This is a genomic window from Bradyrhizobium sp. CCGUVB4N (assembly GCF_024199945.1).
Taxonomy (GTDB): Bacteria; Pseudomonadota; Alphaproteobacteria; order Rhizobiales; family Xanthobacteraceae; genus Bradyrhizobium.
Genome location: NZ_JANADP010000001.1, coordinates 4834369 through 4859464, shown reverse-complemented (window position 1 = coordinate 4859464; position 25096 = coordinate 4834369). Strand labels below are relative to the sequence as shown.

The 25096-nt window shown below is 65.2% G+C and carries 18 protein-coding genes; 6 read left to right on the top strand and 12 right to left on the bottom strand.

Annotation, left to right across the window (positions count from 1 at the left end; translation table 11 throughout):
• Positions 1–302 precede the first annotated feature (302 nt).
• From NLM31_RS22245 to NLM31_RS22230, 4 genes are all read left to right on the top strand, one after another.
• The gene (locus NLM31_RS22245; RefSeq protein ID WP_254193663.1) at positions 303–1616 is read left to right on the top strand and encodes an NAD(P)/FAD-dependent oxidoreductase; all 1314 of its coding nucleotides are present in this window, start codon (positions 303–305) and stop codon (positions 1614–1616) included.
• Between the two features lie 4 nt (positions 1617–1620).
• Complete coding sequence (locus tag NLM31_RS22240) at positions 1621–2457, top strand: DUF1365 domain-containing protein (RefSeq protein WP_254193662.1); 837 nt, start codon at positions 1621–1623, stop codon at positions 2455–2457.
• A gap of 95 nt (positions 2458–2552) precedes the next feature.
• Positions 2553–3782 carry a cyclopropane-fatty-acyl-phospholipid synthase family protein gene (locus tag NLM31_RS22235; RefSeq protein WP_254131382.1) on the top strand — a complete coding sequence of 410 codons (1230 nt, stop codon included), beginning with the start codon at positions 2553–2555 and terminating at the stop codon, positions 3780–3782.
• 97 nt (positions 3783–3879) lie between these two features.
• Positions 3880–4914 (top strand): cysteine synthase A, encoded by a 1035-nt coding sequence (locus NLM31_RS22230; protein WP_254131381.1) that lies wholly within the window; start codon positions 3880–3882, stop codon positions 4912–4914.
• A 26-nt stretch (positions 4915–4940) separates the two neighbouring features.
• Here the strand turns inward: NLM31_RS22230 and NLM31_RS22225 are convergent, their stop codons facing one another.
• The 5 genes from NLM31_RS22225 to NLM31_RS22205 all read right to left on the bottom strand — a co-directional run bounded on the left by NLM31_RS22225 (position 4941) and on the right by NLM31_RS22205 (position 10072).
• Positions 4941–5369: a hypothetical protein gene (locus tag NLM31_RS22225; protein WP_254193661.1), complete on the bottom strand. Its 429-nt coding sequence runs from the start codon at positions 5367–5369 to the stop codon at positions 4941–4943.
• Positions 5370–5553: 184 nt separating this feature from the next.
• Positions 5554–6294: an amino acid ABC transporter ATP-binding protein gene (locus NLM31_RS22220; RefSeq protein ID WP_254193660.1), complete on the bottom strand. Its 741-nt coding sequence runs from the start codon at positions 6292–6294 to the stop codon at positions 5554–5556.
• 11 nt (positions 6295–6305) lie between these two features.
• Complete coding sequence (locus NLM31_RS22215) at positions 6306–7826, bottom strand: amino acid ABC transporter permease (protein ID WP_254131378.1); 1521 nt, start codon at positions 7824–7826, stop codon at positions 6306–6308.
• Positions 7823–9028: an amino acid ABC transporter permease gene (locus NLM31_RS22210; protein ID WP_254193659.1), complete on the bottom strand. Its 1206-nt coding sequence runs from the start codon at positions 9026–9028 to the stop codon at positions 7823–7825. The genes NLM31_RS22215 and NLM31_RS22210 overlap by 4 nt, the downstream gene beginning before the upstream one ends.
• A 27-nt stretch (positions 9029–9055) precedes the next feature.
• Positions 9056–10072, bottom strand: a complete 1017-nt coding sequence (locus tag NLM31_RS22205; RefSeq protein ID WP_254193658.1) for an amino acid ABC transporter substrate-binding protein — start codon at positions 10070–10072, stop codon at positions 9056–9058.
• Between the two features lie 386 nt (positions 10073–10458).
• Between NLM31_RS22205 and metC the strand changes: the two genes are divergently transcribed.
• Both metC and NLM31_RS22195 read left to right on the top strand, forming a co-directional pair.
• Complete coding sequence (gene metC / locus NLM31_RS22200) at positions 10459–11643, top strand: cystathionine beta-lyase (protein WP_254193657.1); 1185 nt, start codon at positions 10459–10461, stop codon at positions 11641–11643.
• A gap of 160 nt (positions 11644–11803) precedes the next feature.
• Positions 11804–13492: a Na/Pi cotransporter family protein gene (locus NLM31_RS22195; RefSeq protein WP_254193656.1), complete on the top strand. Its 1689-nt coding sequence runs from the start codon at positions 11804–11806 to the stop codon at positions 13490–13492.
• Here the strand turns inward: NLM31_RS22195 and NLM31_RS22190 are convergent.
• The 7 genes from NLM31_RS22190 to NLM31_RS22160 form a co-directional block, all read right to left on the bottom strand.
• Entirely contained in the window at positions 13466–13909 is a 444-nt protein-coding gene (locus tag NLM31_RS22190; RefSeq protein ID WP_254193655.1) for a DUF3592 domain-containing protein, read from the bottom strand. The two genes, NLM31_RS22195 and NLM31_RS22190, sit on opposite strands and share 27 nt — an antisense overlap.
• 33 nt (positions 13910–13942) lie before the next feature.
• Positions 13943–14281 carry a lipid-A-disaccharide synthase N-terminal domain-containing protein gene (locus tag NLM31_RS22185; protein ID WP_254193654.1) on the bottom strand — a complete coding sequence of 113 codons (339 nt, stop codon included), beginning with the start codon at positions 14279–14281 and terminating at the stop codon, positions 13943–13945.
• Positions 14278–15012, bottom strand: coding sequence for a glycosyltransferase family 2 protein (locus NLM31_RS22180; protein WP_254193653.1), 735 nt, complete (start codon positions 15010–15012; stop codon positions 14278–14280). The genes NLM31_RS22185 and NLM31_RS22180 overlap by 4 nt, the downstream gene beginning before the upstream one ends.
• A gap of 66 nt (positions 15013–15078) precedes the next feature.
• The gene (locus NLM31_RS22175) at positions 15079–15924 is read right to left on the bottom strand and encodes a phosphatase PAP2 family protein (protein WP_254131369.1); all 846 of its coding nucleotides are present in this window, start codon (positions 15922–15924) and stop codon (positions 15079–15081) included.
• 1 nt (position 15925) lies between these two features.
• On the bottom strand, positions 15926–17668 hold the full coding sequence (locus NLM31_RS22170) for a glycosyltransferase family 39 protein (protein WP_254193652.1): 1743 nt from the start codon (positions 17666–17668) through the stop codon (positions 15926–15928).
• 50 nt (positions 17669–17718) lie between these two features.
• Complete coding sequence (pbpC, locus tag NLM31_RS22165; RefSeq protein ID WP_254193651.1) at positions 17719–19851, bottom strand: penicillin-binding protein 1C; 2133 nt, start codon at positions 19849–19851, stop codon at positions 17719–17721.
• 8 nt (positions 19852–19859) lie between these two features.
• Entirely contained in the window at positions 19860–25064 is a 5205-nt protein-coding gene (locus NLM31_RS22160) for an alpha-2-macroglobulin (protein ID WP_254193650.1), read from the bottom strand.
• Between the last annotated feature and the right edge of the window lie 32 nt (positions 25065–25096).

Here is a 25096-nt window from a genome sequence, read left to right as displayed (position 1 = left end):
ATGCTTTCTGCGGAACCTGAATTTCATCCTAGCCGGGTGCGGAACTGCGGGACAGTCCCGCACCTGCGAAAAGCACGCCCGATCACAGCCGGTTCGAGACAACGAAAATACAAAAAGCTACTGTCTCGCAGGGACTTTTTGATTTGCCGTGCCACTCCGAAGCGCGTTCAAGCTTACCAAGATTTCATGTGATATTGCGGCCACACTGGCCGCGAGACCAGCGGACGCCGCCTTTGCTCCACTGAAACCTGCACCGCAACGCACCGTAGCTTGCTTCACACGAGGCAGGGACACTTTCACACATGCGCATCGCGGTCATCGGAACGGGCATCGCCGGCAACGCGGCGGCCTGGACGCTTTCGCAGCGCTATCCGGTGACGGTCTATGACCGCGAGCTGCGCCCCGGCGGCCACAGCCACACCGTCACCATCGACTACAAGGGCACGCCGGTCGCGGTCGATATCGGCTTCATCGTCTACAACGAGCTCAACTATCCCGACCTGACCGCAATGTTCGCCCATCTCGGCGTCGAGACGGTGGCGAGCTGCATGAGCTTTGCCGTCTCAGCCGACCGCGGCCGGTTCGAATGGCGCGGCGGCGGCAATGACTGGCGGGAGACGGCGGCAGGCCTGTTTGCGCAGGCTGGCAACCTGCTCTCTCCGTCCTATCTGCGGATGCTCACGGAGATCCCGACATTCGGTCGGCAAAGTGTCGACGATTTGCGCGACGGCCGCCTGAGCGGGCTGACACTCGGCGACTACTTCAGGCAACGGCGTTTCTCCAAACGGCTGCTGACCGACTATCTCGCACCGATGGGCGCCGCGATCTGGTCCGCGCCTGCGAACGAGATGCTCGACTTTCCGGCCGAGAACTTTGTCACCTTTTTCGACAATCATCGCCTGCTGCACTACGACCGGCCGGTCTGGCGTACGGTCAAGGGCGGCAGCCGGCGCTATGTCGAGCGGCTGCAGGCCGGGTTCAAGGATCGCGTCCGGCTCGGCTGCGCGGTCACGTCGGTCGAGCGCAGTCCTCATGGCGTCGTCGTCCATGACAGCCACGGTGGGTGCGAGACATTCGATCACGTGGTGATCGCCACCCACAGCGACCAGGCGCTCGCGATGCTGTCCGACGCAGACCCGCGCGAGCGGGACATCCTCGGCGCCATCCGTTATTCCCCGAACAGGGTCTATCTCCATCGTGACGTCAGGCTGATGCCGAAGCGCCGGCATGCCTGGGCGTCTTGGAATTTCCTGCGCTGGCAGCGTGAGGGAGATGCGACAAACGACGTCGCGGTGACCTACTGGATGAACAACCTCCAGGGCATCGATCCCGGCATGCCGCTGTTCGTCAGCCTCAACCCGCCGTTCGAGCCCGCGCCCGAGCTCACCTTCGGCCATTACCTCTGCGAGCATCCGCAGTACAATGCGGCGGCCTTCGCCGCGCAGAAGCGGCTTGGCGAAATCCAGGGGACGCAGCACACCTGGTTCTGCGGCGCTTGGACCGGCTATGGCTTTCACGAGGATGGCCTGCGCTCGGCCCTTGGCGTCGCCGAGGCGCTCGGGGCGACCGCGCCATGGCGCGCGGCACCAGTCGAGCTCGCGGAGGCCGCGGAGTAGCGCGATGGAGACGAGAGCCCTTCCCGCGACCGACGCCGCTTCGCTCTATTTCGGCGACGTCATGCATGCGCGGCTGAAGCCGACGGGCCATCGCTTCAGCTACCGCGTCATGAGCCTGCTGATTGATCTCGACCGGCTTGGCGAGGCCGACCGGCAGACGGCGCTGTTCGGCATCAACCGCGCTGCGCTCTACAGTTTTCACGAGAAAGACCACGGCCCGCGCGACGGCTCCTCGCTGCGCGCCTATGCGGAGGGCCGCGCTGCCGCACACGGCATCGATCTCGGTGGCGGCCGGGTCGAGCTGCTCTGTTATCCCCGCCTGCTCGGCTACGGCTTCAGCCCGCTCTCGGTCTACTTCTGCTATCGCGCAGATGGCCAACTGGCGCTGATGATCTACGAGGTGCGCAACACTTTTGGTGAGATTCATCCATACATCCTGCCGGTGCAGCCGGGTGAATGGACCGATGCGGGCCTGCGGCAGCAGCAGGACAAACTGTTCTACGTCTCACCCTTCATGCCGATGGCGATGCGCTACCGTTTTCGGGTGTTGCCACCGTCCGACACGGTCAAGCTGCGCATTCTGGAGACCGACCGCGACGGCCCGCTGCTCGCGGCGACCTTCAGCGGCCGCCGCCGCGCCCTGACTTCCGCTGCCCTGCTGCGGTCGTTCGTTGCGTTGCCGCTCGTCAGCCTCAAGGTGATGGCGGCGATCCACTGGGAGGCGCTACGGCTTTGGCTGAAGGGTGTCCGGCTGGTGCCACGGCCGAATGCCGCAGAGCAGCGTAACGGCGAAACCACCTTGGCGCACGACAAAGTGCATCCCTATATTGCTGATAGCTGACCGGTTGCGGGGCGCGCACGGGTCCAGCGATAGAAGCGGGATAGGCGCGCTCGGCTCGCGGTCGGACAGTATCCGTTCAGTTGATGGATTTTCCGATGTCGAATGCCATCTCGGTGACGCCCGACGACGTCGAAACAGTGTTTGCCGACCTGCCGCGCATCGTCCGCCTTGCGCTGGCCTTCGGGGCGCGACTGCGGCGCGGTACGCTCGACGTCACGCTGCCCGACGGGCGCTTGATCCGGCTGGGCGGAAACGAGCCGGGCCCGAAGGCAGCGATGCGCCTCCACAATTACAGCGTCGCCGCGCGGCTGATCAATGGCGGCGATATCGGCATCGCAGAAGCCTATCTGGCCGGCGATTGGGATACGCCGGACCTGACGCAGTTTCTCTACCTGTTCTGCGTCAACCACGATCTGATCCAGGCGATGCTGCGTGACAAGCCGCTGATGCGGTTCGTCCAGATGGTCCAGCACTGGTTCAACCGCAACACCCGCCGCCAGGCGAGGCGCAACATCCACGCCCATTACGACATCGGCAATGCGTTCTACTCGGCCTGGCTCGATCCGAGCATGACCTATTCCTCAGCCCTGTACGACGAGACCACCACGGACCTCACGGCCGCGCAGACCAACAAATATCGCCGCCTCGCCGAAGCGCTCGACCTGAAGCCCGGCCAGAAGCTGCTCGAGATCGGCTGCGGCTGGGGCGGCTTCGCCGAATTCGCCGCCAAGACGTTTGGCGCGCGCGTCGTCGGCCTCACGATCTCGACCGAGCAGCGCGACTTTGCGCGCAAGCGCATCCACGAAGCCGGCCTCGCGGAGAAGGTCGAGATCCGGCTGCAGGATTATCGCGACGAGCGGGATCGCTACGATCGGATCGCGTCGATTGAGATGATCGAGGCGGTCGGCGAGCAGTTCTGGCCGCGCTATTTCGCCCAGCTGCGCGACCGGCTGCTGCCGGGCGGGCTGGCCGGCATCCAGGCCATCACGATCCAGGACAAGCTGTTCCAGGGCTACCGGCGCGAGGTCGACTTCATCCAGCGCTACGTGTTTCCCGGCGGCATGCTGCCCTCGCCGGCGGTGCTGAAGTCGCTCGGTGACCGGTTCAACGTCCCCGTCATCGGCGAGCGCATCTTCGGGCAAGATTATGCCAAGACGCTTGCCACCTGGCGAAATAACTTTCGCGCGGCGTGGCCGGGCTTGGTCCCGCTGGGCTTCGACGACCGGTTCCGGCGGCTGTGGGAGTATTATCTCGCCTATTGCGAGGCCGGATTCCTGTCCGGCAATATCGACGTCCGGCAGGTCATCTTCGCAAAGCAGCAATAAGGGTTTGCGCCCTCGCCTTGCAAGGGGTCGCTTGTAAGCCCGGCGACCCTACTTTAGGGTCTGGTGACTTCTCGCATCCAGCCGGTAATTGCCTGACATGACCATCAAAAACGACGTTGTCGACGCCATCGGCAACACCCCGCTCATCAAGCTCAAGCGCGCGTCCGAACTGACCGGCTGCACCATTCTTGGCAAGGCCGAGTTCATGAATCCCGGCCAGTCGGTCAAGGATCGCGCCGGCAAATGGATGATCCAGGAAGCCGAGAAGCGCGGCGAGCTGAAGCCGGGCGGTCTCGTGGTGGAAGCGACCGCCGGCAACACCGGCATCGGTCTTGCGGTGGTGGCGAGCGCGCGCGGCTATCGCACGCTGATCGTGATCCCGGAGACGCAGAGCCAGGAGAAGAAGGATTTTCTGAAGCTGTGCGGCGCCGAACTGCTGGAATCGCCGGCCCTGCCCTACTCCAATCCGAACAACTACCAGCATGTCGGCCGCCGTCTTGCCGACGAGCTGCGCAAGACCGAGCCAAACGGCGTGCTGTTCGCCGACCAGTGGAACAATCTCGACAACGCCAAGGCGCATTACGACTCGACCGGTCCCGAGATCTGGCAGCAGACCGGCGGCAAGATCGACGGCTTCGTCTGCTCGGTCGGCAGCGGCGGCACGCTTGCCGGCACCAGCCGTTTTCTGAAAGAGAAGAACAAGGATATCCGGATCGCCTGCGCCGATCCGCACGGCGCCGGCATGTTTGAATATTTCAGGACCGGCGAAGCCAAGGCAACGCCCGGCGACTCCATCACGGAAGGCATCGGGCTCGGCCGGAAAACCGCGATCGTCGAGAGCGCCAAGGTCGACGACGCCTATCTCATTCCCGATGCGGAAGCCGTCACGGTGATCTACGAGCTGCTGCAGCACGAAGGCCTTTGCCTCGGCGGGTCCACCGGCATCAACATCGTCGGCGCGATGCGGCTCGCCAAGCAGCTTGGCCCCGGCAAAACCATCGTTACCATTCTCTGCGATTCCGGTAGCCGCTATCAGTCGAAGCTGTTCAACGCCGACTTCATGCGGGCCAAGAACCTGCCGGTGCCGGAATGGCTGGAGAAGCGCAGCAACATCAAGCTGCCGTTCGTCTAGGGTCGGGATGGCGGCGACCGCTCGCTTCAGGTGTAGCGGTCGCGGCTCGGCCAGAACAACAGCGCCAGCGTCAGCACGAGATTGGAAATGCTGCCGACGACCGTGCCGGTGTGCTCCTGGCCAAGCGCATAGGCCGGAAACTTCATCGCAACGACGTAGTCGACGATCATCAACGCGATCCAGGCCGGGACGACGCAGACCGGGTCCCAGCCGATGTCGCGGAAGCGCATCGAGTACAGTTCGATCGTCGCAATTGCGAAGAACGCCATCGCCGCGATGATTCCCCCGTTCTTTAGGAGATCATCGGGGCGGATGTTGGCCGAATTGACGTTGCGCAGCACCGACATCGCGACCACGAAGCAGATCGCAGTCATCACCACCGCGAGCACGAGCGTGGCGAGGAAGAACTGCAAACGCCCCAGGCGGGTATTGAGGCCGAATACGAGGTCCAGCACGAGCGCCTCCGTTTTCAGGCCATAGGTGCAGAAAGAACTTTCGGACGCGTGAAGCGGCGGACGCGCAACCGTGGATATGGTTGAGGAGAGATTACGAAGCTCCGACGAGGTCGAGCCCAGGTTTGCCAAGGTTGAGGACGGAGGGTGGGCATGGCGCAAGGGCGCCTTTGCCCATCCTACGAGATCAGCGCAAGATCTGACTCAGGAAAAGCTTCGTCCGCGCATGCTGGGGGGCTGCGAAAAACTCGTTCGGCGTGTTGGCCTCGATGATCTGGCCGGCATCCATGAACACCACGCGGTTGGCGACCTCCTTGGCAAAGCCCATCTCGTGGGTGACGACCAGCATGGTCATGCCCTCGTCGGCCAGGTCGACCATGGTGTCGAGGACCTCCTTGACCATCTCGGGGTCGAGCGCCGAGGTCGGCTCGTCGAACAGCATCACCTTCGGGTTCATGGTGAGCGCGCGCGCGATCGCGACGCGCTGCTGCTGCCCGCCGGACATCTGCCCCGGAAACTTGTTGGCCTGGTGCGGGATCTTGACCCGCTCCAGGAATTTCATCGCGGTCTCCTCGGCGTCCTTCTTGGGGATGTTGCGCACCCAGATCGGCGCCAGCGTGCAATTGTCCAGCACGGTGAGGTGCGGGAACAGATTGAAGCTCTGGAACACCATGCCGACTTCGCGGCGCACCGCATCGACATGCTTGAGGTTCGGCCCGAGTTCGATGCCGTCGACGACGATCTCGCCCTCCTGGAATTCCTCGAGCGCATTGATGCAGCGGATCAGTGTCGATTTGCCGGACCCCGAGGGGCCGCAGATCACGATGCGCTCGCCCTTGTTGACCTCGAGGTCGATGTCGCGCAGCACGTGAAATTCGCCGTACCATTTGTTGAGGCCGGAAATGTTGACGATGGGATCTGCGGTCATGGTGAGCTCGATCAGTTGCGGCGGTGGGCGTTGAGGCGGCGCTCGACGAAGAGCGAGTAGCGGGACATTCCAAAGCAGAAGATGAAGTAGATGATCCCGGCGAAGGCAAAGCCGGTGAACAAGGTCGAGGGCGTCGACCATTTGGGGTCGGCGAACGAGGCACGCAGCGAACCCAGCAGATCGAACAGCGCGACGATCGACACCAGCGAGGTATCCTTGAACAGCGAGATGAAGCTGTTGACGAGGTTCGGGATGACGTGCCGCAGCGCCTGCGGCAGCACGATCAGCGACGTGGTCTTCCACCAGGACAGCCCGAGCGCCGCCGCTGCCTCCCCCTGCCCGCGCGGGATCGCAGCAAGGCCGCCGCGGACGTTCTCGGCCTGGTAGGCGCCCGTGAACAGCGCGATGCCGATCAGCGCGCGCACCAGGCCGTCGACGGTGAAATTGCCCGGCAGGAACAGCGGCAGCATGTAGGTGGCGAAGAACAGCACCGTGACCAGTGGCACGCCACGCCAGAACTCGATGAACGCGATCGAGAAGATCCGGATCAGCGGGATGGAGGCGCGCCGACCGAGGGCCAGCGCGATGCCGATCGGCAGCGAGGTGACGATGCCGGTCACGGAGACCACCAGCGTCACCAGGAGGCCGCCCCAGAGATTGGTCGCGACGATCGGCAGACCGCCGCGGTCGAGCCCCATCAGCTTGATAACGATTGCGATGGCGACGAAGGTGGCGATGCTCGAGGCGAGCGCGCGCCATCCCGTGCGCATGCCGCCACTGAGGACAAAGGCGATCAACGAGACGAACGCCGTCGTGATGGCAAAATCGAGCCAGACCGACTGCCCTGACGCCTGGATCTGGTCGCGCAGCCAGGTCAACGGGAAGATCAGCCAATGAATCGCGGTGCCAACCAGCACGATGAGATTGCCGACAACCCACAGCAGCGGCGCGATCGCCGATGTCTTGCTCAGGCTGAGCAGCACCTGCCCGGCGCTGACGATGCTGTCGTCGAACAGTTCCAGCAGGCCGGCAGTCCAGCTCAGGCCGAAGCCGCTGATGCCGCCGCCATGCAACAGGAAGAACGCGACGACCGGAAAGGCGAAGAAGAACAGGCTGGCGTTGAGGCCTTTGGCCGGCAGGCGCGGGATCAGCAGCGGCAGCAGCAGCGCGGCCGCCAGGATCAGCGCGAGATTGACCCGCCAGCGCTCGGCCTCGGGATAGAAGCCGTAGATCAGCTGCGGCAGCTTGGCCTGGATGTAGGGCCAGCAGGCGCCGACGGCGAATCCGGCGTTCTCAGCGAGGCAAGCCGTCCGATCCTGGCCGCTCCAGACCGCATCGACGATCAGGAACCTGACGGATGGAATGATGGTGAACCAGAGCAGCAGCGCGCCCAGGATCGTCAGGAGAATGTTGGTCGGCGAATTGAACAGGCGGGTGCGCAGCAGGCCGACAAAACCGGTGGTCTTCACCGGCGCGGGCCGCTCGGCGACCAGGTCATCGCGGACGAAGGATGACGCGGTGATGTCGGTCATGCGCCGAGACTCCGGCTGAGGCGCCAACTGTAGACGCTCATGACGGCGCTGGTGATGAGCGAGATCAGGAGGTAGACGCCCATCGTCGTGGTGATGATCTCGATCGCTTGGCCGGTCTGGCTGAGCGACGTGCCGGCCCACACCGAGAAGAGATCCGGATAGCCGATCGCGACCGCCAGCGAGGAATTCTTGGTGAGGTTGAGGTACTGGTTGGTCAGCGGCGGCACGATCACGCGCATCGCCTGTGGCACCACGATCAGCCGCAGTGTGGTGCCACGGCTGAGGCCGAGCGAGGCCCCCGCCTCCATCTGGCCGGCGTGGACGGACAGGATACCGGCGCGCACGATCTCGGCGATAAAAGCCGCAGTGTAAGTCGACAGCGCTAGAGTCAGCGCTACGAATTCCGGGATGATGCGCGCGCCGCCGGCGAAATTGAATCCCTTGAGTTGCGGCAGCTCGACCGTAAACGGCAGACCGAACACCAGCATCGTCACAAGCGGCAGCCCAATGACGAGGCCCAGCGCGTAAGGCCAGATGCGGATCATCTGCCCGCGCTGGAACAGCGCTCGTCGCGCGTGGACGCGCAAGGCCAGCGCCGCCAAGATGCCCAAGGCCAGCGCCGCCAGGAACGGCTCCAGACCGGCCTGGCCGATCGGCTGCGGAATGACGAGACCGCGATTGCTAATGAAGGCGATGCCGAGAAACGAGATGCTCTGTCGCGGATTGGGCAGCGCCGCCAACACCGCCAGGTACCAGAACAGGATCTGGAATAGCAGCGGCAGGTTGCGGATGATCTCGACATAGATCTCGCCGACGCGCGACACCAGCCAGTTCGGCGACAGCCGGCACAGCGCCACGATGAAGCCGATCACCGTGGAGAACACGATGCCGACCACAGAGACGACGAACGTATTTAATAGGCCGACCACGAACACCCGCAGGAACGTGTCGGAGCCGGTATAGGAGATCAGGGTCTGGTTGACGTCGAAGCCGGCGTTGTTCGAAAGGAAACCGAAGCCGGTGGCAATGTGCTGGTTCTCGACGTTGGTGCGCGCGTTCGAGATGATCTCGTAGGCGATCCAGCCCAGCACCGCCGCGAAGGCAAACTGGACGGCGACGCCGTTCCAGCCTGCCTTGCCACCCAGAAGGCGCCTGATCTTCAGGGCGATCTGGAGCGGCGGTTTACGAGCCTCGGTGCTCATTGCCGTGTGCCGACCGATCGGGCGGAATCAGCGGATCGGCGGCGCGTACTGAAGACCACCCTTGTTCCAGAGATTGTTGAGACCGCGGTTGATGGCGAGCGGCGAGCCGGCGCCGACGTTGCGATCGAACACTTCGCCGTAATTGCCGACGGCCTTGACGATGCGGATCACCCAGTCCTTGGTCAGGCCGAGCTGTTCGCCGAAATTGCCGTCGGTGCCGAGCACGCGCTTCAGCTCCGGAGTCTCCATCTTGGCTTTCTCGTCGACGTTCTTCGAGGTCACGCCGAGCTCTTCGGCGGTGATCATGGCGAACAGCGTCCATTTCACGATGTCGAACCACTGGTCATCGCCATGGCGCACCATCGGTCCGAGCGGCTCCTTCGAGATGATCTCCGGCAGAACCATATGGTCGTTGGGATTGGCGAGCTTCAGACGGTTGGCGTAGAGGCCCGACTGGTCGGTGGTGAAGACGTCGCAGCGGCCGGCCTCGTAGGCCTTGACGGTTTCGTCGTTGGTGCCGAACGCGATCACCTCGTACTTCATGTTGTTGGCCTTGAAGTAGTCGGCGAGGTTCTGCTCGGTGGTGGTGCCGGTCTGCACGCAGACCGAGGCACTGTTCAGTTCCAGTGCGGAGTTCACCTTGAGCGACTTCTTCACCATGAAGCCCTGCCCGTCATAATAGGTCACGCCGGTGAAGTTGGCGCCGAGCGAGGTGTCGCGCGAGATGGTCCAGGTGGTGTTGCGCGAGAGCACGTCGATCTCGCCGGACTGCAGCGCGGTAAAGCGGTCCTTGGCCGAGGTCGGCACGTATTTGACTTTAGTCGGATCGTTGAAGATCGCAGCCGCAATGGCGCGGCAGACATCGACGTCGAGGCCGGTCCAGTTGCCCTTGTCGTCGGGCGAGGAGAAGCCGGGCAGGCCCTGGCTGACGCCGCAGGACAGTGTGCCCCGATCCTTGACGGTCTTGAGCGTTTGCGCGTCGGCGGCCTGGGCAGAGAGGCCGGCGGCGAGAGCAAGAGAGAGAGCCAGGGTTACGCGTTTCATGGGCTTCAAGCCTTTCAAAGTCATCTCAACGTCAGGAACGGTGTCTCTGCCAAGACTTTCCCTGCACAAAGGGCAGCCTTGCAAGAGTCATGCTGGAATACCTTGCCGAACACTCGCCGATGCTGGGAGGCCATACCTTAATCCTCGCCGCAGGCGCCCGCCGTTGTGGCTGTGGCGCAAGGTCCGGTCAGACGATGGATCGAAGGTCGCGGCAGGCCCCTCAACATGCGGCGACTGAATAGCACCTGCGCATCACAGAACGACTGGCGAGCCGGGTCAAGGGGTTGACGGGACTCTTCTGTGTTCTGTTATTAACGTCAGCGGCCTCCAGGCCGCCCCGACCGCGCGATCCGCGCCGGCGGAAACGCTTTTTTGAAAGCAGTCGCATGGATTCCTCGCACCCCGCACAGCAGCACGCCGAAACCCGGCTGGTCACCTCCGGCCGCGACACCAAGGCGCAGAAGGGGTTCGTCAATCCACCTGTGTTCCACGGCTCGACCGTGCTCTATCCGACCGCCGAGGACCTGCACGCCCATCGCGGCGAGTTTACTTATGGCCGCCACGGCAGCCCGACCACCCGGGCGTTCCAGGATACGCTGATGGCGCTGGAGGGGCCGCAATGCGCCGGCGTCGGCATCGTCCCGTCAGGCCTGTCGGCGATCTCGACCACCCTGCTCGCGGTCTTGAAGACCGGCGACCACATCCTGGTCTGCGACAATGTCTATCGTCCCACGCGCAATTTCTGCAACGGCATGCTGGCCCGCCTCGGCATCGAGACCACCTATTTCGATCCGCTGATCGGCGCCGGCATCGAGAAGCTGTTCAAGCCCAACACCCGCGCTGTGCTGGTCGAGGCGCCCGGCTCGCAATCGTTCGAGATGCCGGATATCCGCGCCATCGCCCACGTCGCCCATGCGCGCGACGCGCTCGTCATCGACGACAACACCTGGGCGACGCCGCTCTATCACCGCTCGCTCGAGCAGGGCGTCGACATCAGCATGCAGGCCGCGACCAAATACATCGGCGGCCATTCCGACATCATGTTCGGCACGATCTCGGCCAACGCCAGGACCTGGCCGCAGATTACCGAAGGCATCCGCCTGCTCGGCGTCTGCGCCGGTCCCGACGACGTCTTCCTTGCGCTGCGCGGCCTGCGCACGCTGTCGGTGCGGCTCGCGCAGCATCATCGCTCGGGCCTCGACATGGCGCGCTGGCTCGCTGGCCGCCCTGAGGTCGCTCGCGTCCTGCATCCGGGGCTCGAGACCGACCCGGGCCATGCCATCTGGAAGCGCGACTTCACCGGCGCCTCAGGCCTGTTCAGCATCGTGCTGAAGCCGGCGCCGCAGACGGCCGTCGACACCATGCTCAACACGCTCAAACTGTTCGGCATGGGCTTTTCCTGGGGCGGCTTCGAGAGCCTCGCGATTCCCTTCGACTGCAACGACTATCGTACGGCGACGAAATGGGCGCCCGGTGGCCCGACACTGCGCCTGCATATCGGGCTGGAGAGCACCGACGATCTCAAGGCCGATCTCGATCGCGGCTTCGCTGCCCTCAAAGCGGCAATGTGAGCCTGCTCACGAGGCATCTCGCCTGCGGACGCGCCAGAGCGCGCCGCAGCGGGAACGAGCAAGGACCGCAGGCGTTAACGCCGACGCGCCAACAAAGGGTTTGATCCGCTGGCGTTTGGCGCTAGCCTGAATCCCTTCGACTCTCATCCGGACACGGAGCATGGGAACGTTGGTTCTGCTCGATCTGATGGGCGGCGTGGCGTTGCTGCTGTGGGGCCTGCACATGGTCCAGAGCGGCATCCTGCGCGCCTTTGGCCCCGATCTGCGACGCCTGCTCGGCAAGGCACTCGGCAATCGCTTCAGCGCGTTTGCAGCCGGGCTGGGACTCACCGCACTGCTTCAGAGCAGCACGGCGACCGCGCTCCTCACCAGCTCCTTTGCCGCGGAGGGCCTGCTCAGCCTCGTCGCCGCGCTCGCCATCATGCTGGGGGCCAATGTCGGCACGACGCTGATCGTGCAGGCATTGTCGTTCAACATTGCAGCGGTCGCGCCCGTGCTGTTCGTGCTCGGCCTCGTCGCCTTCCGCTCCGGCCCGCGCTCGCGGATCAAGGACATCGGCCGTATCGCAATCGGCCTCGGATTGATGTTGCTGTCGCTGCACATCCTGCTCGACACGCTGGCGCCGGCGGAGAACGCACCCGGTGTGCGCGTCGTGATGTCGGCGATCACAGGCGACCCCGTTCTGTGCATCATCGTCGCCGGGCTTCTGACCTGGGCCGTGCATTCGAGCGTCGCCAGCGTGCTGCTGATCATGTCGCTGGCCTACTCGCAATTCATCACGCCCGATGCGGCGCTGGCGCTGGTGCTCGGGGCCAATCTCGGCAGCGCCGTCAACCCCGTGTTCGAAGGCGCAAGGCGCGACGATCCCGCGAGCTATCGCTTGCCGGTCGGCAATCTCGTCAACCGCGTCATCGGCATTGCGCTCGTGCTGCCGTTCCTGGGCACGATCGCGGGTCACATGCATGCCTGGCAGCCCGATCTCGCCAAGATGATCGCGGCGTTCCACATCGCCTTCAACGTCGGCACGGCCGTCATCTTCATCGGCCTGCTCGACCCAATGTCGCGCCTGCTGACCCGGCTCCTGCCCGATCGCGTGCAGGAAACCGATCCCGCGCGGCCGCGCTATCTCGACGAGACCGCACTCGAGAGCCCCTCGCTCGCGCTTGCGGACGCCGCCCGCGAGACGTTGCGCATGGGCGATCTGGTCGAAACCATGCTGCGCAAGGTCATGGCCGCGATGATGACCGGCGACCGCTCGCTGGTCGACCAGGTCTCGAAGACGGACAATGTCGTCGACAGTCTCGACGAGGCCATCAAGCTCTACGTCACCAAGCTGACCCGCGGCAGCCTCGATGAGAGCGAAGGCCGGCGTGCGATGGAGATCATCTCCTTCGCCATCAACCTCGAGCATATCGGCGACATCATCGACAAGAATTTGAGCGAGCTCGCCACCAAGAAGATCAAGCGGCGCCTCCAGTTCTCGGCTGAAGGCGCCGAGGAACTCGCCGCGTTCCACAAGCGCACGATGGACTCGCTGCGGATCGCGTTCGGCGTGTTCATGTCGGGCGACGCCAATGAGGCCCGCAAGCTGTTGGTGGAAAAGACCGCGCTGAAGAACACCGAGCTCGCGGCCGTGGAGCGCCATCTCGATCGCCTGCGCGAGGGCCGCCCCGAGACCATCGAGACCACGTCGCTGCACCTGGACGTGCTGCGCGATCTGCGCCGCATCCATTCGCATATCTGCTCGGTCGCCTATCCCGTGCTGGATGCCGCGGGCCAGCCCTATCGCCAGACTGAGGCGGAGACGGCCGCCCTGCCCGCCTCAGGCGCCACGGCGCTGCCGCGCTAGGACCGTGCGCACCAAAACCGCTCCGCCCGAGAGCAAAAGCCCCACCGCGCAAAGCAGCGTCGGGGCCATCCACAGCGTCAGGAACGACAGCAGGCGCGCATCTTCGGGGCGCTGCGGATCGTAGGCAATCCGGACCCGCTCACCATCGGCATAGGGCTGTGCAGTCGACCCCGATGAAGACGTGAACGTCATCACGTGGCCGTCGCGCGTTGCGAATTGAAAGGTCGGATAAAGAAACGTCCCGCCGTGATTCCCGCCACTTCGCGCGACGGCGCCGGCGAAGCGCGCCTCAGTCTGCTCGGCTCTCGCGAGAAATGCGATGGTGCCGCCAAGATCGAGAAGACCGAACCCGAGCGAGATCAGGCCGACCAGAAGGACCGACACGAAGAGAATTATCGGTAATTTGCGTATTTCCATCCGGAGATTCGCATGTCTCCGCGCCCTCGTGGATCAGCGCTCCAGCGTCCTCGACGTGCGGCCGCGGTTCTTGATGATCAGCATGATGTTGCGGATGTAGATGATCGTCGCCAGCGCCTGCCCGAGGATGATGACGGGCTCGCGCTTCACGACGCCGTACACCAGCGTCATCAACCCGCCGCCCATCGAGCAGAACCAGAACGCCATCGGCACCACGCTGTTGCCGGCGCGCTCGCTCGCGATCCATTGCACCAGGAAGCGGGCGGTGAAGAACAATTGCGCGACCAGGCCGAAGGCCAGCCAGAAATCGAACTTGGCGACGAAGACGTCGTAGAGATAGTTGCTCAGCGCCTGGCCGTATTGGATGATCATGCGTTCACCTCAGTCACCTCTGGCGTCGGCTTCTTGCGGCGGATCAGCCACCACACGCCGGCGAGATCCATGATCCCGATCCACAGCCGGTCGAAGAAGCCGTAATTGGACACGCCGGAATGGCGCGGCCGGTCGATCACGTCGACATAGGCGATGTCAAAACCTTCACGGCGAACCAATGCCGGGAGGAAACGATGCAGCCCGTCGAAATAGGGCATGGTCAGGAAGACGTCGCGCCGGAATGCCTTCAACCCGCAACCGGTGTCGCGCGTGCCGTCCTTCAGGATGCCATTACGGACGCCGTTTGCTACGCGCGATTGGAATTTCTTGAAACCGGTGTCCTTGCGGCCAACGCGTTGTCCCGCGGCAAGCCCGACATTCGCGCTCCTCTCGACCGCCGCGATCAGGTCCGGCAGGAAGGCGGGATTGTTCTGGCCATCGCCATCGAGCGTCGCCACGATCGCGCCACGGGCCGCGCGCACGCCGCTGCGCACCGCCGCCGACTGGCCGCCCGACCTGGCATGACGCAACTGCCGCAGATTGTCCCGCTGCGCCATGATCGACGCGAGCCGCTCGCCGGTCGCATCGGTCGAGCCGTCGTTGACATAGATGATCTCATAGGCCCAGCGGCCATCGAGCGCGGCTGTGATCTCCTCGATCAGGGGCGCAATGTTGTCGACTTCGTTGCGCACGGGGACGACGATGGAAACCGAAGGCTGGGACGACGACAAATCGAAGCTCGTGGTTGGAATTGGCCTGCGACCTGGGGAACCGGCAGCCCCGGCAAGCAGCCGCTTTTATGGGGCAGATGCCCCGCGGGCAACCCTTTTGAGGCGCCTGGGAAGCGGTCCCGGAAGCGGCACGATGGTGCCGTCGGCGCGGATGGCAAAAGCGAGCCGGCGCGCCGCAAACCAGTAGCGGACGGCCATGGCGCTGACCATGCCGACCAGCGCACCGGCCGTGACGTCACTCGGGTGATGCGCCAGCAGAACCAAGCGCGTCAGTATGATCACGATTGCGTAAGTGAACATGAACACGCGCAGGCGCGGCCAGAGTGCCGAAACCGCAAAGGCCAGTGCGAACGCCGTCGCCGCATGCCCCGACGGCAGGCTGGCATAGGCCCCCGTCCCCTCGAGCGGGATGAAGTTGAACGGATCGGCCTTGCCGCCGACGAACGGACGGCCGCGGCCAATGAGATATTTCAGGCCATCGGTGACGAACGTCGACAGGGCAACGGACAGAAACAGATATTGCAGCCGGGTGCCGAATCCGAGCAGCAGCGCGCGGCGTGTGCCGTGCATCGCGGCGGCAACGAGCGCCAATACGATGAGCACGACCCCCAGCACGGAGAGCACATTCTCGTCCTTGCCGAAATCGGTGAGGATGCGGATCGGCCAGAGCGCCGGCGTACCGCGCGCCGGCATCAGCTGGATCTCGGTCCGATCGAACGCGACCATCAGCACGACGATCAAGGCGGCCCCCGCCGCACTGAGCCACAGCGAATGCCGCGCCAGTTTTCGTGCAGCCGCGGCGCGGCGCGAATGCGACGGCGTGCGCACGAGCTGCGCCAGCGCGTGTCCCGCCACCCCGAACAGCTGCACAGGGTAGCTTGCGCGCGGCGCGACGGTGGTCGTTACAGGCATCTTATTCGGTGCCCTCGGAGCGGAAGATCGAGATCGAGATCGCGCGTCCCTGCGAGAAATTATAGCCGTCGATGCGCGTACCGACCTTGTAGCGCAGCCCGATCGCCTCGGCGCGTTGCACGAAGCTGCGCTCTGACTTCTGCTCGATCAATGCAAACCGGCAGCTTCCCTGCCTGAGGAAATCGGCGGCTCCCGATCCGTCGGTCAGCAGCGTCTGGGTGCCCGTCAGGAACACGAGGCTCGGCTCGTGATAGCCGGCCGACGCCGCCTTCGGCCCGACGCAGGTGACGTTGCGCAGCGCCCGCGCGACCTCGATGCTCGGAAACAGCGGCGTCAGCGACGGCAGCACGATGCCGTAGACCACGACCGCCAGCATCAGCGCCGCGACCAGCGCGTTGAGCACCGAGCGTTCGGCACGGTTGTTGTCGTAGAGCCACCAGGCGAACAGGCCGAAGATCAGCGAGGCCGCGATGAACGGCCAGGCTACGAAGGCCGGCTGCCGCGTCAGCATGACAGCACCGACCACCGCGATGATCGAGCCGCCCGCGGGGATCGCGAACCACCAGGCCGAGCCGCGCGCCAGCCAGGAGCGCGACAGCACATTCCGCTCCAGCGCACCGACGGTCAGGATCGCAATCGCGGGATAGAGCGGCAGCACGTAATGCGGCAGCTTGGTCAGCACCGCCTCGAACACGATCCAGGACGGGATCAACCAGGCCAGCAGGAATTGCGCGCCGGGCTCGCGCCGCGCCCGCCACACCGCAGGCGCCGCCATCGCCGCCAGCGGCGCGCCCGGCCAGAAGGTGATCCAGAACAGCGCCAGGTACAGTCCGGGCGGCGCGCCATGGGATTCCTGCGCGCCGATCTTGCTCAGCATGTCGCCACCGACGGAATCGGCGAAGAAGGCATCGCCCGCGCGCCAGAAGATCGCGACGAACCAGGGCAGCACCAGCACCAGCATCCACATCAGGCCCCAGACCGGGCGGAGCTTCCACAGCCAGGAGGAATCGCGGTCCTGGATCGCGAGCGCGATGATCGTCAGGCCCGCGAACATCAGGATCAGCGGCCCCTTGATCAGGATACCCACGGCCAGCGCGGTCCAGAAGATCGCGGGCCAGCTCCAGGGCGGATGGGTTTCGTCCTCGGCGCGCTGCCAGGACAGATAGGCGCGCGACATCGCGCCCATTGCGGCAACTACGCAGAACAGCAGCATCGCGTCGGTCTTGGCGAGCCGCGCCTCGACGCCGAGCAGCACGGAGGAGCACACCAGAAGGCCGGCAAGGACCGCGGCGCGCCGCGTGACGAAGCCGAGCGCCGCCCAATAGGTCATGAGCACGGCGCCGATCGCCCCCAGCAGCGACGGCAGCCGATAGACCCAGATCCGGAGTTCGGCCTTCGGCAGCTTCAACGCGGTGGCGACTTCGACAGCGGCGGATTGCAACCAGTAGATGCCGACGGGTTTCTTGTAGCGCACGTCCTCCTGGAAGCGGATGTCGACATAGTCGCCGCTCTCGACCATCTGCTTGGTGGCCTGGGCAAAGCGTGCCTCGTCGCGATCGACCGGCGGAATGGTGAAGAAGCCGGGCAGGAACAGCAGCAGCGCGCACACCGCGAGGAAGGCCACAGCGCGGGCGTGGCTGGCGGTGACAAAGTCGAGCATCAGCACGAGCCGGCTGCCCGGATTCACGGGCGTTTTCGGCTCTCGGGGCGCTCCAAAACGGGGCGTGGGATAGGTCTCGGCCATTGGTTCCGCTTACGCTGAAACCGCCATCGCCACAACCGCTTAAGGCAAGGTCATTGAATTCGAATGACAACTGTGTCCGCGGCGCCAGTGGCGTCGATCACGGTCAGCCGTGCAAAGCCCGGGCCGGGTGGATCGATCAGGCGCTGGCGGCGCCCGTCGATCTCGCCGAGCGCCGTACCGTTGACCATGACAGTCATCGGCAATACCCCGCCGGCGACCTTCACGGGCATGGCGGCAGCCTCGGCTCCGGCCGAGCGATCCACGTCGATCCGGGAGCCATTGAGCGGGAACTGGATATGGAGCGCCTGCTCGCCCCCGGTCCGCACGAGTTCCCCGACGGGGCGGAACCGCTTCAGTGGCAACGGCAACTTCGCGTTGCTGGCGACCAGGGTTCCCTTGGGCGGCTTGGGCAGCGGGGTCAGCGTCTTGCCGGTCCGGGCGAAGGCGTCGAACAGGATGGGTGCCGCCGCGATGCGACCAATCAGACCGGGAACCGGGGCGCCATCGGGCCGGCCCACCCAGACGCCGATGGTCATGCGGCCGTCGAACCCGACCGACCAGGCGTCGCGATAGCCGTAGGAGGTTCCGGTCTTGAAGGCGATACGGTTGTGGGCGGCGTTCTCCGGCGGTGGGGTTCCCAGGAGCACGTTGCCGACCTGCCAGGCCGCGACGGGGTCCAGCAGCCGCAGCGGCTCGCGGTCATCCGCGGCCGTCATGACCTCGCGCAACGGCCTGGTGGTGCCGAGCCGGGCGAAGCCCGCATAGAGCTGGACAAGATCCTGCAGCGTCACGCCGACGCCACCGAGCCCCATGGCGAGCCCCGGTGCCTCGTCCTTGGGCAGCACGAGATTGCCGCCGGCCTGGCGCAGCCGCGAGGCCAGTCGGCTCGAGCCGACGCGGTCCAGCAGCACGATCGCCGGCACGTTCAGCGACAGCTGCAGCGCCTTCTTCACCGGCACCGTGCCCTGGAACGTCATGTCGAAATTTTCCGGTGCGTAGGAGCCGAAGCGGACCGGGCGGTCGTCGATCAGACTGTCGGGGTGAACAAAACCGTCCTCGAAGGCGAGCCCATAGATGAACGGTTTCAGCGTCGAGCCAGGTGAGCGAATGGCGCGGGTCATGTCGACCTGCCCTGCCCGGCTCTCATCGAAATAATCGGCCGAGCCGACGCGCGCGAGCACGTCGCCGCTCTCATTGTCGACCACGATGATGCCGACCGAGATGTTCGGTCCCAGCGCAATGGCACGATCGCGCGCCAAGGGCTCCAGCACCCTCTGGAGATTGGAATCCAGCGTCAGCTTGATGACCGGCGCGTCCTTGACCGTTGCGAGCGCGCTGTCGGAGGCATGCGGCGCCAGGATCGGCATTGGCTTGCGCAGCTTCGGCACAGGCACGGACTTGGCCTGCTTTGCATCGTCCACACTGACCACATGCTCCTCGACCATGCGGTCGAGCACGCGATCGCGGGCGATACGCGCCGCTTCGGGATAGCGGTCGAGCCGCCGCGTCTCCGGCGATTGCGGCAGCGCGACCAGCAGCGCTGCTTCCGCCAGCGACAGCCGCTTCGGCTCCTTGCCGAGATAGGCAATGGACGCAGCGCGAATGCCCTCGAGATTGCCGCCATAGGGCGCCAGCGCGAGATAGAGGTTGAGGATCTCGTCCTTGCTCAGTGTCCGCTCCAGCTCGATCGCGCGCACGATCTGGTGCAGTTTGGCGTAGAGCGAACGCTGCCGCCTTGGCTCCATCAGCCGCGCCAGCTGCATCGAGATGGTCGAGCCGCCGGACACGATGTGCCCGCGCGTCGAGAGCTGCAGCGCGGCGCGGCCCAGCGCCAGCGGATCGATCCCGTCATGGCTGTAGAAGCGCTGGTCCTCATAGGCGAACAGCAGCTTCAGATAGGTCGGATCGACATTGGCCTTGGCATCGACCGGCAGCCGCCATCGCCCGTCGGCCATGGCATAGGCGCGCAGCAGTTTGCCGTTGCGGTCGACGACGGTGGTGGAGACACGGCGCGCTTCGTCGAACGGGAGAGGACCGAGGGAATAGACCCAGCCGACGAAGCCGATGATGGCGAGGATGAACGCGAGCGCGAGGCCAGAGAGGACACGATGTCCCCTGCCCCGCACGCCGTCATGGCCGGGCTTGTCCCGGCCATCCACGTTCTTGCTCAGCGCCTCGCTCATCTCACGCCTCACTTCGCCGCCCGCACCTCGACCGTACCGGTACCCGTGCGGCCATAGCGCGAGGGATTGTACATGTCCTCGACATAGGCCTGCGGCAGCACGTATTTGCCGGGCGAAACGACGCGCACGACGTAGGCGACGGTGAAGACCGCCTTGGAGTCCGAGGCGCGATCCACGGCCGCCGTGAAGCGATCATCGCGGAACTCGGTATCCTCCGGCTCCTGGCCATCCTCGATCCAGTCCAGCGTGCCGCTGTCACCCGACGACACCAGTTTTGGATTGTCGATCTCCAGGCCTGCCGGCAGATAGTCCGACACCATGATGTGGCCGTACTCGGGCTTTGCTTCCGTAATCTTCAACACCACGGCGAAGCGATCGTTCTGCTTGACCTTGCTGATATCGGCGGGCTTGCCGTCGAGCGTGAAGTAGTTGCGCTCGATCTTGAAGCCGTTCGACGCGGCCGGCTCCGGCGTGACCGGCGAGCCCGACACCGAGATCACCGCCTGCACGGGCGCATCGCCGGTGTTGGTGATCTTCAGCGGCTTGCCGGTCAGCGTATCCGCCTTGTAGCTGCGATAGAGCGCGGTCTTGACGCTCTGGCCGTCGACCTCGAGCGAGAGGTTCTCCCTGGCCAAGGCGCGGGCCGCCAGCACCAGCCACGCATTCTCTTGCGTCGAGGTGTAGGGCGTGAGCCCGCGCGCGGTCTCGACCCGTGCCACCGCCTGCGTCAGCGTTGCCTTGGGCGCGTTGCCTTCGCTCGCGAGCGAGACGAGTGCGGCGGCGTCGCGCAGCTGCGAGCCGTAGTCGGTGCGGCCGAATTCCAGCACCGGCTTTGGCGCGAGGCTGTCGAGGGCTGCGCCATAGACCCGCTCCGCGCGGTTGCGATCGCCGACCAGCGCCAGCGCTGCCGCGAGCTGAGACTTCGCAATCGGGGTTGCGAGGTTGCTCAGCTTGGTGTCGGCGAGATAACGGAGATCGCCGATGGGAGCAGCGCCGTTGCGGGCGAGCACATAGAGGCCGTAGGCGAGATCGCGCCCGCCATCCTTCTCCGGCTCATTGCCGTTGACGACGGAGTTGCGGATACGATCCAGCGCGTTCTTGAACAGCACGTCCGGCACCACAAAGCCCTTTTCGCGGGCGCGGGTGAGGAAGTCCGTCACGTACGCATCGAGCCACGCGTCGTCACCTCCGGCCGACCACAGGCCGAACGAGCCATTGGATCCCTGACGGGCTAATAACCGCTCGATGGCGTCGCGGATGCGCTGGTCGACCTCGGTGTCCATGGCCAGATGCGCGCCGGCCGCGAGATCGTTGACGTAGAGCAGCGGCATGGCGCGGCTCGTGATCTGCTCCGAGCAGCCATAGGGGTAGCGGTCGAGCGCCTTGAGGATCGTCGCCGCATCGAGCGCCGTCGACAGGCTCGCCGAAACCGAGACGCTGCCGGTGCCCGGCACGAGGTCGGAGAACATGTCCGAGGTCAGCGTCAGGCTCTCGCCCTTCGCCAGCGTCCGGATCGAGCGCCGCGCCAGCACCTGCGTCGCCGCCTTGACGTCGAGCGCATAGTGGCGCGCCAGCGTCAGGCCATTCGGTCCCTTGATGTCGACGTCGAGCGTCGCCGGTCCCGCCGCGGTCGCGTCGATCGCGAGCGCGAAGGAATTGCGCTGCTTGGCGGCGAGCTTGACGGTGGTGGCGGGATTGCCGGTCATCTTCACCGGACCGCCCGTCTTGACGTTGATGACGTAGTCGCCGGCCTGGCCCTCGACATTGTCGATCTCGAGATTGACCGTGCCGTGGTCGCCATTGAGCAGGAAGCGCGGCAAAGTCGTCGTCAGCACCACCGGGTCCCGGATCACGACATCGGTGTTGGCGCGGCCGAGCTTGGTCGCGGTCCACGCCACCGCCATCACGCGCGCGGTGCCGGCAAACTCCGGAATGTCGAAGCTGACTTCCGCGCTGCCGTCGGCGCCGACGGTGACGATGCCCGAATAGAGCGCGAGCGGCTTTTGCGCGGGCGGCGAGCCCTGCAGTTCGGCTGCGCCGGCGTCGCCGCCGGACTTGATCTGGCCGCGCGTGCCCGACATGCCGTCAATCAGCTGCCCATAGAGATCGCGGATCTCCGCGCTCAGACGGCGCTGGCCGAGATAATAATCATCCGGCGCCGGCGGCTTGTAGTTGGTCAGGTTGAGGATGCCGACATCGACCGCAGCGATGACGATTTTCGCGTCTTCGCCGGGATTGAGGCCGTCGAGCCTGACCGGGATCTTCAGCGTCGCGTTCGGCCGGATCAGCGCCGGTGGCGTCAGCTTGACCTGGAGCGTGCGGCTCTGCTTGTCGATACCGAACCATTTCAGGCCGATCGCGCGGCCCGGCATGCGCTGGGCCGCCGCGTCGAGCGGACGGCGCAGCGTCGCCACCACGTAAGCGCCGGTGCCCCAGTCCTTGCCGACCGGGAGTTTGACCTGCGCGGTGCCTTCCTTGACGTCGATGGTCTGCGTCGTCAGCAGGCGATCGCCGAGCACGTTGACGGTGAGCTTGCCGGCCGAACGGACATTGACCGACACGGTCATGGTATCGCCGGACGCATATTGCGGCTTGTCGATCGAGGTCTCGAGCAGATCCGGCGTATCGGCGCTTCCGTCGGAATACCAGCCGACGTCGAACTGCACCGAGGTGACGGGGCCGTCGGCATCGTTCGACTTCACATCGAGCCGGTAGCGGCCGGGCTGGGGCGCGAGCGAAATCCGGGACGGTTTGTCGGCGGCGATGGTGACGTCACCGTCGGCCACGCGCGAGGTCGACTTGACCGGCTCGTACTCCCAATAATTGTTCTGGCGGTACCATTGGTAGCGCGACTCCATCCTCAGGAGCTCGTAGCGCAGCCCGTCGCGCGGAAGCGTCTTGCCCTCGGGCGAGACGAACACGACGTCGAACTCGGCCTTGTCGCCCTCCGCGACGTTCTTGTCGCCGAACAGCGGCTTGATGCCGATCAGCGCGGTCGCGGGTGCGACCGGCAGCACCAGCTTGCGCTCGACGGCGCGCCCGCCCGTCTCGACCATGCGGACGAAGATCTGCGCCTCCTGCGGACGGGTCGAAGCCGGCTGCTTCTCCAGCGTCACCGGGAAGGTCGCCACGCCATTGGCGTCGGCCTCGGGCAGGTTCTCCAGCGGCGTGCGCTCGTTCGAGGTGGTCTGCTCGTCGTCGACGCCGAACTGATAGCCGGCAAAGCCCGGGCGTTCGCTCGCGGGCGCGATCAGCATGTCGCCTTCGAGCTGAAGGCCCGACGCCGGCGCGCCATAGAGGAAATGACCGTCCGCCTTGAGTTCCACAGGAGCGTTAGCTTTGATCAGCTTGTCCTTGGCAGACAAATCGAATTCGATCCGATCGGGGACGTAGTCCTCGACCATGAAGGTGGTCTCGCCAACCGAAGATCCCTTGGGATCGGTGAAGGCGCGGACCCGCCAGGTGCCGGTCGGAACGGCCGAGTTCAGCGGCACGGATAGCATCCGGCCGCCGGCACCTTGGTCAGCCAGCACGGCGCGACGGTATTCGACACCGTCGGGACGCTCGATCACCAGGGTCAGCGGCCCGCCATTGACGGCATTGCCCTGCCCGTCGCGGAGCAACGCAGTCAGATAGACCGTCTCGCTGGAGCGGTAGACGCCGCGCTCGGCATAGACGAAGGCGTCGGCGCCCGATGGCACCACGCGACCCGCGACGCCGCGGTCGGACAGATCAAAGGCCGAGGTCTTGAGGCTGAGGAAGGCATAGTCGGTCTTCTCGCCGGTGACGGTCAGCATCGCCGGCGACAGGCCGCCCTCGCCGCGCGCGAGCCCCGCCTCGAACAGCACATGGCCGGACTCGTCGGTCTTGCGCGTCGCCAAAATTTCGTTGTTGCGTGCGACCAGCCGCACCTCGGCTTTGCCGACCGGATCGGTCGAGGCCAGCGAATTGACGAACACATGGATGCCGTCATTACCGGAATAGGCCGTGACGCCGAGATCCGAAACGATGAACCATTGGGTGGCGAGCTGGTTGTCGTCGTCGCTGCCCGGGCCCTTCGCCGCCGCCGTCATCACATAGACGCCGGGCTGGAGCTCACCCAGCGCCTGGTCGACCGGAAACGCGGTGATGACGTCCTGGTTCAGAGTCATCGCGGTCGCAAGCTCGCCGGACCAGACTTTTACGCCGCGCTCGTCGCCGAGATCGCCAAGCTGGTACTTCGACAGAGTCTTCTGGAAGTCGCTGTCGACCACGGTGTTGATCAGGTTGCGATCGCCGATCCGGAACACGTTGACGTTCACCGCGGGCGTGTTGACGCTGACCACGGGAATGCCCCGCTGGCCCGTACGCGGCAGCACGTAGGCGCGGCTGGTGAAGCGCACGAACGGCTTGCGGTCGCGCACATAGATGTTGAACTCGGCCGATTTCGGCAGGCCCTCCTTCACGGTCGACGGCAGGCCGGCGCGCAGATTGATATTGTAGCGCTCGCCGTGCTTGAGCCCATCGACGCAGAGCTGCTTACCCTCCGCCGACAGCGCCGGCTTGTCCTGGCCGGCAAGCGCCAGGAACGGCGCGAAATCGGTGCGCTTGGCCAGCTCCTCCGAGAACTGGAAGCAGGCGCGCGGGCTCGCCGAATCCGAGTCCACGGTATAGTCGAGCAGCCGGAAACCGTGCTCGTCGCGCAGTTTCTCGTAGCTCCCGCGAACGTCCGCGACCTCGCGCATGTCCAGCGACAGCCGCAGGGCATCCAGTGCCGGCCGCCACAGCTTGCGCTCGGACAGCGATTTGCCGAGCACGGCGAGCGCATCGGCCTCCTCGCCCGGATTGCCGGCGCGCTGGTAGGCGATGTAGGCGGCGGTCGAGGCGCGCTCCAGCAGGAAGGTCTGCTCGCTCGAGCTCTTCGGCGTGATCTGGAAGATCACCTTTGCGAGCCGCAGCCAGTTGCCGGCGTCGTCAGGTGTGACCGCGGCGATCTGGCCGAGGACCGAGAGCCCGGTGCGGTAGTCGTTGCGCTTGAAGGCGGCATCCGCGTCGGTACGCAAGGTCGCCCCGGTCTTGGCGACCGGCCCTGCCTCACTCTTGATCTGCGCCTCCAGTTTGATGGCGGAATCAGCGAGATCGTCGCGCTTGAACGCCTTGTCCGCCGCGTGTGCGGCGCTCAGGCCAAGCGCCAGCGCGGCGCAGATTGTGACGGCGCGAACCAGACCGATCATGTAGGGACTCCCGGAAATCGCGGACGAACGCC